The 16,792-nt window shown below is 51.8% G+C and carries 14 protein-coding genes and 1 pseudogene; 4 read left to right on the top strand and 11 right to left on the bottom strand.

All coding sequences use genetic code 11. The features are described 5' to 3' along the window. Positions 1-35: 35 nt before the first annotated feature. The 3 genes from menF to ACJHX7_RS07685 form a co-directional block, all read right to left on the bottom strand. Positions 36-1,331, bottom strand: a complete 1,296-nt coding sequence (gene menF, locus ACJHX7_RS07695) for an isochorismate synthase MenF (RefSeq protein ID WP_094029684.1) — start codon at positions 1,329-1,331, stop codon at positions 36-38. A gap of 78 nt (positions 1,332-1,409) precedes the next feature. Continuing rightward, positions 1,410-1,715 (bottom strand): stress response protein ElaB, encoded by a 306-nt coding sequence (gene elaB / locus ACJHX7_RS07690; RefSeq protein ID WP_000070621.1) that lies wholly within the window; start codon positions 1,713-1,715, stop codon positions 1,410-1,412. Between the two features lie 54 nt (positions 1,716-1,769). Then, entirely contained in the window at positions 1,770-2,231 is a 462-nt protein-coding gene (locus ACJHX7_RS07685) for a GNAT family N-acetyltransferase (protein ID WP_032171649.1), read from the bottom strand. Between the two features lie 64 nt (positions 2,232-2,295). On the opposite strand from ACJHX7_RS07685, the gene rbn reads away from it, so the two are divergent. The 4 genes and pseudogenes from rbn (at position 2,296) to ACJHX7_RS07665 (ending at position 6,571) form a co-directional block, all read left to right on the top strand. Then, complete coding sequence (gene rbn, locus ACJHX7_RS07680; RefSeq protein ID WP_001604679.1) at positions 2,296-3,213, top strand: ribonuclease BN; 918 nt, start codon at positions 2,296-2,298, stop codon at positions 3,211-3,213. Between the two features lie 190 nt (positions 3,214-3,403). Further along, positions 3,404-4,614, top strand: a pseudogene (gene elaD / locus ACJHX7_RS07675) (deubiquitinase ElaD). Positions 4,615-4,993: 379 nt separating this feature from the next. After that, positions 4,994-5,965, top strand: coding sequence for a M28 family metallopeptidase (locus tag ACJHX7_RS07670; protein WP_094029683.1), 972 nt, complete (start codon positions 4,994-4,996; stop codon positions 5,963-5,965). A gap of 102 nt (positions 5,966-6,067) precedes the next feature. Then, a complete protein-coding gene (locus ACJHX7_RS07665) occupies positions 6,068-6,571 on the top strand; it encodes a YfbM family protein (RefSeq protein ID WP_094029682.1) in 504 nt (167 codons plus the stop codon). Positions 6,572-6,637: 66 nt separating this feature from the next. Here ACJHX7_RS07665 and nuoN read toward each other — a convergent pair whose 3' ends face one another. The 8 genes from nuoN to nuoG all read right to left on the bottom strand — a co-directional run bounded on the left by nuoN (position 6,638) and on the right by nuoG (position 16,757). Next, positions 6,638-8,095, bottom strand: coding sequence for an NADH-quinone oxidoreductase subunit NuoN (gene nuoN, locus ACJHX7_RS07660; RefSeq protein ID WP_000156701.1), 1,458 nt, complete (start codon positions 8,093-8,095; stop codon positions 6,638-6,640). Positions 8,096-8,101: 6 nt separating this feature from the next. Next, complete coding sequence (gene nuoM, locus ACJHX7_RS07655; RefSeq protein ID WP_000926441.1) at positions 8,102-9,631, bottom strand: NADH-quinone oxidoreductase subunit M; 1,530 nt, start codon at positions 9,629-9,631, stop codon at positions 8,102-8,104. A gap of 165 nt (positions 9,632-9,796) precedes the next feature. After that, the gene (nuoL, locus tag ACJHX7_RS07650; RefSeq protein ID WP_001056618.1) at positions 9,797-11,638 is read right to left on the bottom strand and encodes an NADH-quinone oxidoreductase subunit L; all 1,842 of its coding nucleotides are present in this window, start codon (positions 11,636-11,638) and stop codon (positions 9,797-9,799) included. Beyond that, entirely contained in the window at positions 11,635-11,937 is a 303-nt protein-coding gene (gene nuoK / locus ACJHX7_RS07645; protein WP_000612644.1) for an NADH-quinone oxidoreductase subunit NuoK, read from the bottom strand. Before nuoK ends, nuoL begins: the two co-directional genes overlap by 4 nt. Continuing rightward, positions 11,934-12,488 (bottom strand): NADH-quinone oxidoreductase subunit J, encoded by a 555-nt coding sequence (gene nuoJ / locus ACJHX7_RS07640; RefSeq protein WP_000393511.1) that lies wholly within the window; start codon positions 12,486-12,488, stop codon positions 11,934-11,936. Before nuoJ ends, nuoK begins: the two co-directional genes overlap by 4 nt. Positions 12,489-12,499: 11 nt before the next feature. Beyond that, positions 12,500-13,042, bottom strand: a complete 543-nt coding sequence (gene nuoI / locus ACJHX7_RS07635) for an NADH-quinone oxidoreductase subunit NuoI (RefSeq protein WP_000172749.1) — start codon at positions 13,040-13,042, stop codon at positions 12,500-12,502. Between the two features lie 14 nt (positions 13,043-13,056). Continuing rightward, a complete protein-coding gene (gene nuoH / locus ACJHX7_RS07630) occupies positions 13,057-14,034 on the bottom strand; it encodes an NADH-quinone oxidoreductase subunit NuoH (protein ID WP_000118507.1) in 978 nt (325 codons plus the stop codon). Beyond that, on the bottom strand, positions 14,031-16,757 hold the full coding sequence (gene nuoG, locus ACJHX7_RS07625; protein ID WP_001353068.1) for an NADH-quinone oxidoreductase subunit NuoG: 2,727 nt from the start codon (positions 16,755-16,757) through the stop codon (positions 14,031-14,033). The genes nuoH and nuoG overlap by 4 nt, the downstream gene beginning before the upstream one ends. Positions 16,758-16,792: the final 35 nt, after the last annotated feature.

Below are 16,792 nucleotides of genomic sequence, written 5' to 3'. Positions count from 1 at the left end.
TTATTGATATGAATCGGTAATGATGCGACTCATTACTATTCCATTTGTAATAAAGTACGCAGCCCTGCCGCTTTGTTGTCGATTTCCTGCCACTCTTGCTCGGGGTCGGAACCACGGACAATGCCCGCGCCAGCATATAGTCGCACGACATTGCCACTGATTTTTGCTGAGCGCAGGGAAACGCAGAATTCGCTTTGTTGTAAAGAGAGATAGCCCGCAGAACCGGCGTACCATTCTCGGGTGAACGGTTCGTGACGGGCGATAAACTGTCGCGCCAGATCGCGCGGTAAGCCAGCAACTGCTGCCGTTGGCTGCAACTGATGTAAACAGATCACATCATCCGCTTTGTTGAGTGCAGTCCAGATACAGCGGCGAAGATGCTGCACTTTACGCAGACGCAGTACCTGCGGCGGTAAAACATCCAACGTCTGGGTATCGGCCTGCAATCGTTGGCAGATATCCTCCACCACCAACATGTTCTCGCGCTGGTTTTTATCATCCGCCATCAGCCACTCACCCAACCGCTGCGCCTGCTTATTATCAGGATGATTTGCTACCGTTCCCGCCAGCGCTTCAGTACGCAGCGCTTTGTCACGCCGCCGCCATAATCGTTCCGGTGAAGAGCCAAGAAAAGCATTTTCGCCATCAAAGGCCATGTAAAAATGGTAGCAATTCAGATTCAGTCGACGACTGGCAGCCATCATCGCCGCCGCATTGACCGGACTTGCGAAATGCAGGTCAGTTGCCCGAGCAAGCACCACTTTGTCGAGCTCACCTTCGGCGATGGTTTTCGTTGCCAGTTCGATTAATTGCGTCCACCCCGTTTTGTCCGGCCAGTGTTGTTCTCGGGTGGTGGTTAAATGTAACCCAGGCAAGGGTTTAATACTCACCAGTGTGGCGATAAATTCTTTTGCCTTAATCGCATCATGCTGAAGGGATCTTTCGCTGAATAGCGTTAGCCGCAGCGTGGCTTTACCGCCACAGCGTCGCCATTCGAGGCGTGGTAAAAGTAAATTGCCCTGCGACGGGTCAAACGCATTCAACCCCCAGATGCGTAAGTCGGCGTGTTCCGGGTGCTGGCGAAGAAAACGTTGTGCCTGGTCCAACGACGTAAAACGGGTTATCGCACCCAGGACGGCAGCTTCTTCATCACCATTACGTTGTTGCCAGTAGAATTGCGGATACACCTGATGACTGGCCAGCCAGTTCAAGGCATCAAAAGCGTCTTTGAGAGGGAAAGGAATATCGATAACCCGAATGCCGGGTGTCGCCGGAATCTCTTGCGACAAATGGCGCAGTAGATTTTCCAGCGCCGTAGTAAGTGATTGCACGCGGACCTCTCCCTGTTAAAAGCCTCACATTATACGGGGTACGACAAAAAAAATGCAGTACCCCGGTGTAGGGAGGTTTTAACGGCGTGCCAGCAACAGTCCTAGTACCAGCCCAACGGCCGCACCCACACCAATTCCTTGCCAGGGTTTTTCGTGGACGTAGTCATCAGCACGATAAACTGCCTGCTTCGCCCGATAGTAATAACTGTCTGAAGCCTGGCTAACCCGTTTTTTCACATCATCCAGCGCTTTTTCTGCACGCGCTTTCAGCTCAACATATTTCTGATCGGCGGGATCGCCAGAGGAGCGGAGCACCTCTTCCAGTGTTTCACTAAGCAGCGTCAGGTCGTCATCGATACGTGTATCACCAAACTGATTAGACATTCTCGTTCTCCATTTGCGTAAAACCTGTCACTAACTATAGACAATGGTTATTGATTACGCCTGAATTACCTCGCGTGCCATCCCAATGTGTGGGATACCATCTTCTTCATAGACCTCCGTCACAGGGATAAAGCCAAAACTTTGGTAGAAGTTTTGCAGATGCGCCTGCGCCCCGAGGTAAACAGGCTTATCAGGCCAGTGGTGCGCGCATGTTTCGAGTGTTTTACTCATCAGCTGCTGCCCCACTTTTTCGCCACGCAACGCTTCACTGACAATCACCCGACCAATAACGACCGGTTCAAGATCATCATCACTTTTCAGAATCCTCGCATACGCTACCAGTTCATCATTTTTCCATCCGAGAATATGGCGATTATCTCCCGTCAAATCATCACCATCGATATCCTGATAAGGGCAATTCTGCTCAACAACAAAAACCGCGCAACGCAGTTGTAATAAGGCATAAAGCTGGGAAACCGATAATTCAGAGTGATGCAGATCTTGCCATTCAATCATAATGCTCTCCTTTTAGATGTATGCCTTATACTAGCCGGAATATTTTTTGAAACGTGATGAACTCATGGAATTAATTTTTTTAGGTACTTCAGCCGGTGTGCCAACCCGTACGCGCAATGTCACGGCAATATTGCTTAACCTGCAACATCCGACCCAGAGCGGTCTTTGGTTGTTTGACTGCGGTGAAGGCACCCAGCATCAGCTACTGCATACCGCCTTTAACCCTGGAAAACTGGACAAGATTTTTATCAGTCACCTTCATGGCGATCATCTCTTTGGTTTACCCGGCTTGCTGTGCAGTCGTTCTATGTCTGGTATTGTCCAACCCTTAACGATTTATGGTCCGCAAGGTATCCGTGAATTTGTGGAGACCGCGCTGCGGATTAGCGGCTCATGGACCGATTATCCGCTGGAAATTGTCGAAATTGGCGCTGGCGAAATTTTCGATGATGGCCTGCGCAAAGTAACCGCTTATCCGCTGGAACACCCACTGGAATGCTATGGCTATCGTATTGAAGAACATGATAAACCGGGTGCATTAAATGCCCAGGCATTAAAAGCTGCTGGCGTACCGCCTGGCCCACTGTTTCAGGCATTAAAAGCGGGCAAAACAATCATGCTGGAAGATGGAAGGCAGATTAACGGCGCAGATTACTTAGCCGCTCCAGTACCAGGTAAAGCGCTCGCTATTTTCGGCGATACCGGCCCCTGCGATGCCGCACTTGACCTGGCTAAAGGTGTCGATGTCATGGTGCACGAAGCGACGCTGGATATAACCATGGAAGCCAAAGCCAATAGTCGCGGTCATAGCTCTACACGCCAGGCTGCGACACTGGCCCGTGAGGCTGGAGTCGGTAAGCTAATCATTACCCACGTCAGCTCGCGCTATGATGACAAAGGTTGTCAGCACCTGTTACGTGAATGCAGGTCAATTTTCCCGGCGACTGAACTAGCGAATGATTTCACCGTGTTTAACGTTTAACTCTGCTTATTATTAAAAACAGGGCGAAACTTGCCCTGTTATCGCAACCCGCGCTACATATATCCCCCCACACGGGCATATTGAGCGATTTTTGATATTTATTCATCTCCTTACGCACTATATTCAGAGCAATAAGTTGCCTCTTTTTATCTTCATTCAGCACAACCTTTGCAACTAAAAGGAGCCTATAATGGTTACAGTTGTCAGCAATTATTGTCAATTATCTCAAACCCAACTCAGTCAGACATTTGCAGAAAAATTTACTGTGACCGATGAATTACTGCAGTCTTTAAAAAAAACAGCGTTATCCGGAGATGAAGAAAGTATTGAGTTACTGCATAACATTGCGTTAGGTTATGATGAATTTGGGAAAAAAGCTGAAGATATTCTTTACCATATTGTTAGAAACCCAACAAATGAGACCCTATCGATTATCCGACTTATTAAAAATGCCTGTTTAAAATTATATAATTTGGCACATACCGCAACCAACCCCCCCTCAAATCACATGATTCAGATGATCTCCTGTTCAAAAAACTATTCTCCCCTTCGAAATTAATGACAATTATCGGTGAGGACATTCCTCTTATATCAGAAAAACAGTCGCTTTCAAAGGTACTTTTAAATGATAAGAATAATGAACTGAGCGATGGGACAAACTTCTGGGATAAAAATCGTCAATTAACCACGGATGAAATAGATTGCTATCTTCAGAAGATCGCCGCTAATGCAAAAAATACTCAAGTCAATTATCCTACTGGTCTCTACCTCCCCGATTCCAACAGCACTTACCTGGAAATCGCTCTCAATGATAATATTAAGAGCGATCCATCATGGCCGAAAGAAGTCCAGTTATTCCCCATAAATACTGGCGGACACTGGATATTAGTTTCGCTACAAAAAATAGTTAATGAAAAAAATAACACACAACAAATAAAATGCGTCATATTCAACTCATTACGTGCACTAGGCCATGATAAAGAAAATTCACTTAAGCGTGTCATTAATAGTTTCAATTCTAAATTCATGGGGGAAATGCCGAATAATGATAATATAACAGATCATTTAGCTGAACCAGAAATAATATTTTTACATACCGATCTTCAGCAATACTTAAGCCAAAGTTGCGGTGCATTTGTGTGCATGGCAGCCAAAGAAGTAATTGAACAAAGGGAAAGCAATTCTGACAGCGCTCCCTATACGTTATTAAAAAACTATGCTGACAGATTTAAAAAATATTCAGCAGAAGAGCAGTACGAAATTGATTTTCAACATCGACTGATAAACAGAAATTGTTATTTAGATAAATATGGCGATGCAAATATCAATGATTATTATAGAGACTTAGAAATAAAACACTCACAACCCCAAAATAGAGCATCAGGCAAAAGAGTAAGTTAACATCATTGTTAATTAATTCGACCAGTCAGCAAATATGCTGACTGGTCGAACATAGTTTGCTAAAAAGTCATCACTGACTGATGTCAGTCACACCACCCGCCAGTTCAATCTGCGGGTATTTCCAGCGTATCGCGGCACGCGATTGCTGGTCTGTTGATGTAGTGGATTGTAGTTGCTGACTTTTCTTACCCTAAGATTTCTGCCCCCTGTCAATTCAATCTGCCAATAAATAACATAATTATTTTTTCCTCATATGAATTCCTTTTTAAAATAGCGAACCCACTGTAAAAAAACTTTTTGTATATCTCTGCCAACCGTAATAAAATAAACACTCATTATAAATAATTATGAAATAACGCCTTTTATTGATAATTTACATATGAAAAAAAAGACACCTCTTTATTTTATATCATTACTACTATCGCTTACTTTTATTATTTTTTACCAACCCTGGGTCAATGCATTACCGCCAACTCCCCGACACGCAAGTCCTGAGCAATTAGAAAAATCAGTTCGTTATCTTACACAAACTGTGCATCCACGTAGTGCCGACAATATTGATAATCTGAATAGGTCCGCAGAGTATATAAAAGAGGTCTTTGTCAGTAGCGGTGCCAGAGTTACCTCGCAGGACGTCCCCATTACGGGTGGCCCCTACAAAAACATTGTTGCTGATTATGGTCCTGCCGATGGACCGCTGATTATTATTGGTGCGCACTATGACTCTGCCAGCAGTTATGAAAACGATCAATTGACCTATACGCCGGGCGCGGATGATAACGCCAGTGGCGTGGCAGGATTACTCGAACTGGCACGTTTGTTACAGCAGCAAGCACCGAAAACTGGCGTGCAGCTGGTCGCCTATGCGTCGGAAGAACCGCCCTTCTTTCGTAGCGATGAAATGGGGAGCGCGGTACATGCAGCTTCGCTTGAGCGTCCAGTGAGATTAATGATAACGCTGGAGATGATTGGCTATTACGACTCTGCGCCTGGTAGTCAGGATTACCCTTACCCGGCAATGTCCTGGCTTTATCCCGATCGGGGAGACTTTATTGCCGTGGTCGGCAGAATGCAGGATATCAACGCCGTTCGTCAGGTAAAAGCGGCATTGTTGTCATCCCGGGATTTATCTGTTTATTCTATGAATGCCCCAGGGTTTATTCCCGGTATTGATTTCTCTGATCACCTTAATTATTGGCAACACGATATTCCCGCCGTAATGATTACCGACACCGCTTTTTATCGTAATAAACAATACCACTTGCCCGGTGATGCCGCAGACAGATTGAATTATCAGAAAATGGCTCAGGTAGTGGATGGGGTTATAACTTTGTTATACAACAGTAAATAATAAAAATTTCTCGAGGCGGGTCCAGAAAAAGCGACATGTACATTTTATTTTCCCTCGTCTGTTTTAAGATGCGAAACATGAAATTCAACGGAGGAAAATAAAATGGGAATGATTGGCTATTTTGCAGAAATTGACTCAGAAAAGATTAACCAACTTATTGAGTCTACTCAAAAACCTTTGATGGATAATATACATGACACGCTTTCAGGATTACGCCGACTGGATATTGATAAACGCTGGGATTTTTTACACTTTGGCCTGACGGGTACATCTGCATTTGACCCCGCGAAGAATGACCCGCTAAGTCGCGCAGTGCTTGGTGAACACAGCCTCGAAGATGGCATAGATGGCTTCCTTGGATTGACCTGGAATCAGGAGTTAGCCGCGACAATCGATCGCCTGGAATCACTGGATCGAAGTGAACTGCGTAAACAGTTTTCCATTAAACGACTCAATGAAATGGAGATTTACCCTGGTGTGACTTTTTCAGAAGAGTTAGAGGGGCAACTCTTTGCCTCGATCATGCTTGATATGGAAAAACTGATTAGTGCATATCGACGTATGCTGCGACAAGGGAATCATGCGCTGACGGTTATTGTTGGGTGATGGGGTCAGGGCACCAAAAAAAACCGCCGAACATGTCGGCGGCTTTCTGACTTACGAACTGACAGCTTACATCAGCGGCATGGCTAACCGCACAATGCTAATCAGCGGTTGCGGCCATACACCCAGCACCAGTACCAACAGTGCAGAGATCAGCACCACGATACCGCCCGCGCTGTACTGCCAGTTTGATGGTGCATCGCGACCCGGTTGTTCCGGGGCGTGAAGATACAGGCTCACCGCCACGCGCAGGTAGTAGTAGAGGCCGATTGCCGAACCGACAACCACCGCGCCCACCAGCCACCACAAGTGTGCCTGGACACCGACCGCCAGCACGTAGAACTTACCGATAAAGCCCAGCGTCATTGGGATACCCGCCAGAGACAGCATCATCACCGTCATCACTGCCGCGAGGATCGGACGATGCCAGAACAGACCGCGGTAAGAGAACAGGGAATCAGCATCCGGGCCACGGTACGGGCTGGACATCAGGCTGACTACGCCAAATGCGCCGAGGCTGCTGAACAGATAACCGGCCAGGTAAACCCCTACCGCTTCCATCGACATCTCGCCGGTTTGCAGCGCAATCAGCGCCACCAGCAGATAGCCGAGGTGAGAGATAGATGAGTAACCGAGCAGACGTTTGATGTTGGTCTGGCTCAGCGCCATCAGGTTACCGAAGATGATAGAGGCAAAGGCGATAATCGCCAGCACCACGCGAATCGCTTCACTGTCACCCACCGGTGCGTAGAGGAACAGACGCATCACCACACCGAAGATAGCGATTTTGCTCGCCGTCGCCAGGAAAGTGGAAACCGGCGCAGGCGCGCCCTGGTATACGTCTGGCGTCCACAGGTGGAACGGCACCAGAGAGAGTTTGAAGCCGAGGCCAACAATCATCAGGCCGAAACCTGCCAGCAACAGCGGCTCGTTGAGCATACCGTCGCCGAGGTTTTTACCCAGCGCGACAAACGACAGGTCGCCAGACTGCGCGTACACCAGTGCCATACCAAACAGCAGGAAAGAAGACGCTGCGGCAGAGAGAATGGTGTATTTGATACTGGCTTCCAGCGAACGTTTCTGGCGGAAAGCGTAACCGACCAGGCCAAACAGCGGCAAAGAGATCAGTTCAATACCGAGGAACAGAGACGCCAGATGGTTGGCATTCGCCAGCAGGATCCCGCCCAGGGCGGCAATTAACACCAACAGGTAGAACTCGTCCTTGTTGTCGTTATAGCCTTCAAGCCACGGGTAGGCGAAAGTACAGGTGGCGAGGCTCGCCAACAATACCAGCCCGGTGTAAAGCATGGCGAAACCATCAACGCGCATCAGCGGCGTAACGTCCATAGCGCCCGCCTGGCCGACAAACCAGAGCGAAACCAGCGCCGCGTTAAGCCCAATAACCGAGAGCGTAGCGTTGAGGAAATGATTGCGTCGCCACGCAATGGAGAGCATCACCACCACCACCGTCAAGCCGACGATCAGCAACGGTAGCAGTGCGATCAGGTTTTGTGGAGTTATTGTCATGGCGATTTACGGCCTTGTAGTAGTAACGGAATTAACAAACCACTGCTGGATATTGCCAATCGCGGAGTGCGAGGTATCCAGAATCGGCTGCGGATAGAAGCCCAGCAGTACCAGCAGCACCACCAGCAACAGGATCATAAACAGCTCGCGCAGCGACATCCCTGGCAGTTCCTGGCTGGCAATCTGGCTTTTCGCTTTACCGAAGTAAGCGCGATGAAGCATCGCCAGCGAATAAACAGATGCAAAGACCAGCCCAAAGGTAGAGATAACGGTAATCACCGGGACAACCTGGAAGCTGCCGAACAGAATCATAAATTCGCCAACGAAGTTACCGGTGCCTGGCATCCCAAGCGTTGCCACCGCAAAGAACAGCGACAGTGCTGGCAGCCATTTCATCTTGCTCCACAGACCCCCCATCATGCGCATATCGCGGGTGTGGATACGTTCATAAAGCTGACCGCAGAGAATAAACAGACCCGCCGCCGACAAGCCGTGCGCAATCATCTGGATTACCGCGCCCTGGTAGGCCAACTGGCTGCCGGTGTAGATAGCAATCAGCACGAAGCCCATGTGGGAAACCGAGGTGTAGGCGATCAGACGTTTGATATCGGTCTGGGCGAAGGCCATCCACGCACCGTAGAAGATGCCGATAACCCCCAGCCACATGGCGATTGGCGCGAACTCTGCCGACGCGTTCGGGAACAGCGGCAGGGAGAAACGCAGCAAACCGTAAGCGGCAGTTTTCAGCAAGATCCCCGCGAGGTCGACGGAACCAGCGGTCGGAGCCTGGGAGTGCGCATCCGGTAGCCAGCCATGCAGCGGTACCACCGGCATTTTCACCGCAAACGCGATGAAGAAGCCCAGCATCAACAGATATTCCACACCACTGGACATTGGCGTATTCAGCAGCTCTTCATAGTTGAAGGTCCAGACGCCGGTCGCATTATAGTGAACAAAAACCAGCGCCAGGATGGCGATCAACATCACCAGACCACTCGCCTGGGTGTAAATGAAGAACTTGGTTGCCGCCGTGATACGCGTTTTACCGTCAGAGGCTTTATGCCCCCACAGTGCGATCAGGAAGTACATCGGCACCAGCATCATTTCCCAGAAGAAGAAGAACAGGAACATGTCGATGGCAAGGAACACGCCGATAACGCCGCCCAGGATCCACATCAGGTTGAGGTGGAAGAAGCCCTGATATTTTTCGATCTCTTTCCACGAACAGAGTACCGCCAGCACACCGAGCAGACCAGTCAGCACGACCATCAGCAGCGATAGCCCGTCAATGGCGAGATGGATAGAGATACCAAAACGCGGGATCCACGGCATGTCGAATTCAGACTGCCACTGCGGAATTCCGGCGGATTGCGTCAGTGAATAACCGCCCTGCAACCACAGTTGCAGCGACAGCGCCAGCGTCAATCCCATGGTGATCAGCGCGATCCAGCGCGGCACCTTGACGCCAAAGCGTTCGGTCTGCCAGCACAGGAAGCCGCCGATAAAGGGAATTAATATTAGCCAGGGTAGTAACATGGCGATCTTTATTCCTTGTAAAAGTCCCGTCAGGACCGGATTTTCAACGAATTCTCACGACAGAAAATTCTCTTCGGATTGTGGTTGTAGTGTCGGATGCGCCGCGAAGGCGGCTTATCCGACCTACGTTCTTATATGCCCAGGGGCAAGCCCACAATCCTTAACTCAACGCAGTACCATCAACAGTGCCAGCACCACGACCGCACCGATGCTCATGGATGCCACATACCAGCGCAGATAACCGTTCTCGCTTAACAGCAGACCTTTACCTGCAAAGCGGGAAAGGACAGCCGGGATGTTCATCATTGAGTTCAGCGGATCGCGTTTCAGCAACCAGGCAATACCCAGGAACGGCTTGACGAACACTTTGTCGTACAGCCAGTCAAAGCCCCAGGCGTTGTACCACCAGGTGCCCAGCAGACGGCCCGGCGCACTGTTGGCGATGGAGGTCACCAGAGTACGTTTACCCAGCCACAGCCAGGCTGCCAGCAGAATGCCGACCACCGCGACCACGCCAGAGGTAATTTCCAGGGTCAACATGCTGCCGTGCGCCAGCTCCGTCGTTTGCGGAAGCACGCCCTGCAGCGGCGGTACAATCAGTGCGCCAACGAAGGTGGAAAGGATCAGCAGCACAATCAGCGGCAGGCTGTGAGTTACCCCTTTCACGGCGTGAGCGTGAATTTGTTCTTTTCCGTGGAAGACGATGAAAATCATACGGAAGGTGTAGAGCGAGGTCATAAACGCACCGACCAGACCAGCCACCATCAGATTGATATGACCATTCGCCATCGCACCCGCGAGGATCTCATCCTTACTGAAGAAGCCCGCAGTGACCAGCGGCAGTGCCGACAGTGCTGCGCCGCCCACCAGGAAGCAGAGATAAACCAGCGGAATAGATTTACGCAGACCGCCCATCTTGAAGATGTTCTGTTCGTGATGGCAGGCCAGAATGACGGAACCGGATGCCAGGAACAGCAGCGCTTTAAAGAACGCGTGAGTCATCAAGTGGAAAATCGCCGCATCCCATGCCTGCACGCCAAGCGCGAGGAACATGTAGCCAATCTGGCTCATGGTAGAGTAAGCGAGAACACGTTTGATATCGGTCTGTACCAGCGCGGCAAAACCGGCCAGCAGCAGCGTAACCGCCCCAACAATGCCCACCAGATGCAGAACTTCCGGCGTCATCAGGAACAGGCCGTGGGTACGGGCGATCAGGTAGACACCCGCGGTTACCATCGTTGCGGCGTGGATCAGCGCGGAGACAGGCGTCGGGCCCGCCATCGCGTCGGCAAGCCATGTCTGCAACGGCAACTGCGCAGATTTACCGACCGCACCGCCCAGCAGCATCAGCGTCGCCCACATCAGCATGTTATTGCCATCAGCAAAGTGCGCTGGTGCCAGTTCCACCATTTCGCGGAAGTTCAGGGTGCCCAGTTCGTTGTAGAGAATGAACAGCGCGAAAGCGAGGAACACGTCACCCACACGGGTCACGACGAACGCTTTCATTGCCGCTGCGCCATTCTTCGGATCGGTGTAATAGAAACCGATCAGCAGATAGGAGCACAGGCCCACGCCTTCCCAGCCGAGGTACATCAGCAGCAGGTTGTCGGCAAGCACCAGAACCACCATGCTGGCGATGAACAGGTTAGTGTAGGCGAAGAAGCGAGAGTAGCCCTCTTCACCGCGCATGTACCAGGAGGCGTACATGTGGATCAGGAAACCCACACCTGTGACCACCGAGAGCATAGTCAGCGACAGGCCGTCCAGCACCAGGTTAAAACCGATGTTAAAGTCGCCTACCGACATCCATGTCCACAGCGGCTGGCTGTATGCCTGCTCGCCGTTAGCGAAGAAGTCGACGCCAATAAAGGCAGTTACCAGCGCCGCCAGGCCTACAGAGCCAACGCCAACGATCGCCGAGACGTTTTCAGACCAGCGCCCACGGGAGAACGCCAGCAGGACAAAGCCAATCAATGGCAAAATAATGGTTAAGGCAAGCATGTTCATCCGCGCATCTCACTTACTGAATCGATGTTCAGGTTCTGGCGACGACGGTGAAGTTGCAGCAGCAGCGCAAGGCCGATACTCGCTTCTGCCGCCGCGAGGCTGATAGCGAGAATGTACATCACCTGACCGTCGGTCTGGCCCCAGTAGCTTCCGGCGACCACAAAGGCCAGCGCGGAGGCGTTAATCATGATTTCCAGACCAATCAGCATAAACAGCAGATTGCGACGGATAACCAGACCGGTTAAGCCAAGAACGAATAAGATTGCCGCGAGGATCAGTCCATGTTGTAAGGGGATCATGCGTGCTCCTCCGTTTTTCTTTTCGCGCTGTCGTCTTTACGATTGCTCAGCACTTCACCCGCACGCTCTTCACGACCAACGTGGAAGGCCACAACCAGACCCGCGAGCAGCAGCATAGAAGCCAGTTCCACCGCCAGTACGTAAGGCCCGAACAGCGTAATACCCACTGCTTTAGCACTGATTGGCGTACCGTCGATACCCTGATCATTAACACCAAGGATGGCGTAAACAATCACCACCAGCATGATGGCCGACAAAATTGCCGGACCAATCCACACCTGCGGTTTCAGCCACTGGCGTTCCTGTTCGATTTCTGAACCGCCCAGGTTGAGCATCATCACCACGAACACGAACAGCACCATAATGGCACCCGCGTAGACGATAATTTCCAGCGCACCGGCGAAGTAAGCGCCCAGTGAGAAGAACACCCCAGAAATCGCCAGCAGCGAAATAATCAGGTACAGCAGTGCGTGTACCGGATTGGTATGGGTGATCACTCGCAAGGTCGCAAGTATGGCTATCAGGCCACAGATATAAAAAGCGAACTCCATTGCCCCTCTCCTTACGGTAACAGGCTCTTGACGTCGATAGGCTTGGCTTCGTTCTCTGCTTCACCCTTATCTTTGCCGTCGATTGCCATACCTGCCATCCGGTAGAAGTTATATTCCGGGTATTTGCCCGGACCGGAGATCAGCAGATCCTCTTTTTCGTAAACCAGATCCTGGCGCTTGTATTCCCCCATTTCGAAATCCGGGGTTAACTGAATCGCCGTGGTCGGACAGGCTTCTTCGCACAGACCACAGAAAATGCAGCGTGAGAAGTTGATGCGGAAAAATTCCGGATACCAGCGACCGTCTTTGGTTTCTGCCTTTTGCAGCGAGATACAGCCGACCGGGCAGGCTACCGCACAGAGGTTACAGGCTACGCAACGCTCTTCGCCGTCCGGGTCGCGGGTCAGAACGATACGACCACGATAACGGGGCGGCAGATAGACCGGCTCTTCCGGGTACATTCGCGTTTCGCGTTTGGCGAACGCGTGCAGGCCGATCATCCAGATACTACGAACCTGGGTGCCGAAACCTACTAACAATTCTTTTAAGGTCATGGTCTTATTGCCCCTTATTGCGCCTGCCAGAGAATGACAGCCGCCGTTACCAGCAAGTTGATCAGCGTCAGCGGCAGGCAGATTTTCCAGCCGAAGGACATTACCTGGTCATAACGCGGACGCGGTAACGACGCACGAATCAAAATGAACATCATCATAAAGAACGCGGTTTTCAGCGCGAACCAGATGAATGGCGGTAACAACGGGCCTTGCCAGCCACCGAAGAACAGCGTCACCATCAGTGCAGAGATGGTCACAATCCCGATGTACTCACCCACGAAGAACAGACCGAACTTCATACCGGAATATTCAATGTGGTAACCATCCGCCAGTTCCTGCTCGGCTTCCGGCTGGTCAAACGGGTGACGGTGACACACCGCCACGCCCGCGATGGCAAAGGTAATAAAACCAAAGAATTGCGGGATGACGTTCCACACATGCGCCTGGCTGTTGACGATGTCGGTCATGTTGAATGAACCGGCCTGCGCCACCACGCCCATCAGGGAAAGCCCGAGGAACACTTCGTAGCTCAGGGTCTGCGCAGAAGCACGCATCGCACCCAGCAGCGAGTATTTGTTGTTACTTGACCAGCCCGCAAACAGCACCGCGTAAACCGCCAGACCGGCCATCATCAGGAAGAACAAAATCCCGATGTTCAGGTCGGCAACCACCCAACCCGGACTGACTGGCACAATCGCAAAGGCCAGCAGCAGCGAGGTAAAGGCAATCATCGGTGCCAGGGTAAAGATGACGCGATCCGAGAATTTCGGGATCCAGTCTTCTTTAAAGAACATTTTGATCATGTCCGCAACCAGCTGGAGCGAACCGCCCCAGCCAACACGGTTAGGTCCGTAACGGTTCTGGAACAGCCCCAGCAGGCGACGTTCGCCAAAGCTCATGAATGCCCCACAGGTGACTACCACCAGCAGGATCACCACCGCTTTGAGGATGGTCAGCAGGATCTCAATCAGTTCCGGTGATATCCAACTCATTGTTGTGCCTCCTTGAGATCCTCAAGATGCGCGCCCGCCAGCACCGGAGCAATGCCGGACATACCCATCGGCAAGCCCACCTGCCCTGCCGTCAGCCCTTCGGCGATTTCAACCGGCAGCGTGACCGTGTTGCCATCGTAACTAAAGGAGACGCGTGTACCTGCGTTCACACCCAACTTCGCGGCATCCGCTGGGTTGAGTTTGATGTACGGCTGCGGCATACGGCTCTGGAAGACCGGAGCACGCTGTGACAATTCATCGCTGCCAAACAGGTGGTAGTACGGCGCGATACGCCATTTCCCTTCCTGCGGCTGGAAGCGTGCCGGTACGCTGGTGAAGTAATCCAGACCGTTTTCGCTGGTTTCAAACAGACGCACGCCCGGATCGCCAAAGCGCAGTTTGCCGCCCACTTCGTCCTGGAATTTGTTCCACGCCTGCGGGGAGTTCCAGCCCGGTGCCCAGGCAAACGGCACTTGCGAACGGTGCGCGGTCGGCTGGTTGTTACCTTCCATCGAGAAGGTGAACATGGTGTCAATATCCTGCGGCTGACGCGGCTCATGAACGCTGATATTGGCGCGCATGGCGGTACGACCGCTGTAACGGTGCGGCTCACGGGCCAGTTTCTGCCCACGAATACGGAATGTCGCATCCGGCGCAGCATCTTTGATACCCGCCAGTTCCGGGATTTTCGCCACAACAGCGTCAATCACATGGTCGAGCTGCGTCCAGTCCACTTCACGGCTCAGCAGGGTGCTATGCAGCGAGTGCAGCCAGCGCCAGCTTTCCAGCATGACAGTTTTGCTGTCGTAATAAGCCGGATCGTAAACCTGGAAGAAACGTTGGGCACGGCCTTCGTTGTTAATCACCGTACCGTCGCTTTCAGCAAAGCTGGCAGCAGAAAGTACCAGATGGGCGTTTTCCATAATCGCTGTGCGTTGATGGTCAACCACCATCACCAGCGGCGCTTTAGCCAGCGCAGCATTCACGCGGGTAGCAGAAGCGTGACGATGCAGATCGTTTTCCAACACCACCACCGCGTCGGCGCGTCCGGTTTCCAGTTCGGTTAACGCTTCTTCAAGCGAACCGCCACCCATAATGCCCAGCCCCATGCTGTTGACGGAACGGGCAATCATGGTGATACCAACGTCAGCGCCGCGACCTTTCAGGGCTTTCGCGACGTTAGCCGCCGCCTGAATCACTTCAGCGCTACCAGCGTTCGTCCCGGAGATAATCAACGGTTTCTTCGCACCAGCCAGTGCCTGCACGATGACGTCGATTTTGCTTTGCAGCTCAGGTTCGATACCGTCAACCGCTGGCGCGGAGTTATCCAGCGCATGGGCGATGGCAAAACCTAAACGCGCCTGATCTTCAACCGGTGCGCGGTAAGTCCACGCCGCGATATCATCCAGACGGGTGTCATCAACGTTGGTAACAAACAGCGGATGCTTAGCACGTTGACCGATGTTGAGGATTGCCGCAATCTGCCAGTCAGCCACTTTCTGTGCTGCCGCCATTTCGCGCGCTTTACCTTTCACCGCCTGACGCACTGCCAGCGCGACGCGCGCGCCGGTCTGGGTAACGTCTTCGCCCAGCACCAGTACCGCATCGTAAGATTCGATTTCGCGCAGTGCCGGCGTATAAATGCCGCCTTCACGCAGCACTTTCAGCGCCAGTTGCAGACGTTCCTGCTCACCGTGAGCGATACCGGTGTAGAAGTTTTCTTCGCCCACCAGCTCACGCAGCGCAAAGTTGCTTTCCACGCTGGCACGCGGAGAACCAATACCGATCACTTTCTTCGACTGACGCAGAATATCTGCTGCGCCCTGCATTGCCTGTTCGGCGTTGAGGGTAATGAAATCATCGCCACGACGCTGTACTGGCTGACGCGGACGATCTTTCAGGTTGACGTAACCGTAACCGAAACGACCACGGTCGCAGAGGAAGTAGTGGTTTACTGTACCGTTGTAACGGTTTTCGATTCGACGCAGTTCGCCATAACGCTCGCCGGGGCTGATGTTACAGCCGATGGAACATTGCTGGCAGATGCTCGGCGCAAACTGCATATCCCATTTACGGTTGTAACGCTCGGAGTGCGTTTTGTCGGTGAATACGCCGGTCGGGCAAATTTCGACCAGGTTACCGGAAAATTCGCTTTCCAGCGTGCCATCTTCCGGGCGACCGAAGTAGACGTTGTCGTGCGCACCGTAAACGCCCAGGTCCGTGCCGTCAGCGTAATCTTTGTAGTAACGCACGCAGCGGTAGCAGGCGATGCAGCGGTTCATTTCGTGAGAGATGAACGGCCCCAAATCCTGATTACGGTGGGTACGTTTGGTGAAACGGTAGCGACGGAAGCTGTGTCCGGTCATCACGGTCATATCCTGAAGATGACAGTTACCGCCTTCTTCACATACCGGACAATCGTGCGGGTGGTTGGTCATTAACCACTCGACCACACTTTCACGGAACTGTTTCGCTTCTTCGTCGTCAATGGAAATAAAGGTGCCATCGGAAGCCGGTGTCATACAGGACATCACCAGGCGACCACGCGTGTCTTCCGCGTTTTGGTATTGCTTCACCGCACACTGGCGGCAAGCACCGACGCTTCCCAGCGCCGGATGCCAGCAAAAGTAAGGAATATCAAGGCCCAGAGACAGACAAGCTTCCAGCAGGTTGTCCGCTCCGTTAACCTCGTATTCTTTGCCGTCTACATGAATTGTAGCCATTAGCATGCTTCCAGTTTTCTCAGTCAGAGACTGAG

Source organism: Escherichia sp. WS1451 (genome assembly GCF_046487365.1).
Classification (GTDB): Bacteria; Pseudomonadota; Gammaproteobacteria; order Enterobacterales; family Enterobacteriaceae; genus Escherichia; species Escherichia coli.
Note: the sequence above shows the minus strand (reverse complement) of the source record. Positions and strands in the feature narration are given on the sequence as shown.